The 1,363-nt window shown below is 73.0% G+C and carries 1 protein-coding gene; it reads left to right on the top strand.

Going from position 1 to position 1,363, the window contains the following annotated elements; translation table 11 throughout:
- Window positions 1-1,363, top strand: a 1,363-nt coding sequence (locus tag IG88_RS0137665; RefSeq protein WP_037837559.1) for a type I polyketide synthase, incomplete at both ends; no start/stop codon positions are given.

Raw genomic sequence — 1,363 nt, 5'->3', positions numbered from 1 at the left:
TCCGGGGTATGTGATGGCGCGGCGGCGGCCGTTGATCGAGGACATACCCGAGGTCGCCCAGGTCCTCGCGGACGACACCGACCACACCACCACCGGCGACGCGGAGACCGACTCGGCACTGCGCCGGAGCCTTGCCCCCCTCACCCTCCCCGAGCAGCACGACCGGCTGCTGGATCTGGTGCGGGCCGAGGCGATGGCCGTCCTCAGCCTCCGTACCACGGACGACATCACGTCCGCCAGGCCGTTCAAGGAGCTGGGCTTCGACTCCCTGACCGCGATGGAGCTGCGCAACCGGCTCAACGCGGCCACCGGCCTGCGGCTGCCCGCCACCCTCGTCTTCGACCACCCCACGCCGCACCGTCTCGCCGGCCATCTCCACGAGCAACTCTTCGACAGTGCCGCGGAGTCGGCGCTGCCGGTGCTCCGCGCCACGGACGACGATCCGGTCGTGATCGTGGGCATGGCCTGCCGCTTCCCCGGCGGTGTGCACGGTCCCGAAGACCTGTGGCGGCTCCTCGTCGAAGGCCGGGACGAGATGACGGACTTCCCGGCCGACCGGGGCTGGCACGGCCAGGCCATGGACGCCTTCCTGGAGGAGTCCGGCGGCGCACGCCAGGGTGCCTTCCTGGAGGGTGCGGCCGACTTCGACGCGGCGTTCTTCGGGATCTCGCCGCGTGAGGCGCTGGCGATGGACCCGCAGCAGCGGCTGCTGCTGGAGACGTCCTGGGAGGCACTGGAGCGAGCTGGGTTCGACCCGGGCGCCCTGCGCGGCAGCCGCACCGGCGTCTTCGTCGGGGGCACCCCGCAGGAGTACACGACCGTCCTGATGAACTCCGCCGAAGCGAGCGGCGGTTACGCGCTCACCGGCGCCTCGGGCAGTGTGATGTCGGGCCGGGTCGCCTACGTGCTCGGCACCGAGGGGCCCGCCGTCACCGTCGACACGGCGTGCTCGTCCTCCCTGGTGACCCTGCACCTCGCCGCCCAGGCCCTGCGCAACGGCGAATGCGATCTGGCCCTCGCGGGAGGCGTCACGGTGATGGCGACGCCGGGCGCGTTCGTGGAGTTCCAGCGGCAGGGTGGTCTCGCCCCCGACGGGCGCTGCAAGGCGTTCGCCGACGGCGCCGACGGTACCGGCTGGGGCGAGGGCGTCGGCATGCTCGCGGTGCAGCGGCTGTCCGACGCGGTGCGCGACGGGCGCCCGGTCCTGGCGGTGGTGCGGGGGTCGGCGGTCAATTCGGACGGTGCGTCGAACGGGTTGACGGCACCGAACGGTCCGTCGCAGCAGCGGGTGATCCGGCAGGCGCTGGCCTCGGCGGGACTGTCGCCGGCCGATGTGGACCTGGTGGAGGCGCACGGCACCGGG

Source organism: Streptomyces sp. NRRL F-5650, from assembly GCF_000721365.1.
Lineage (GTDB): Bacteria > Actinomycetota > Actinomycetes > Streptomycetales > Streptomycetaceae > Streptomyces > Streptomyces ardesiacus.
Note: the sequence above shows the minus strand (reverse complement) of the source record. Positions and strands in the feature narration are given on the sequence as shown.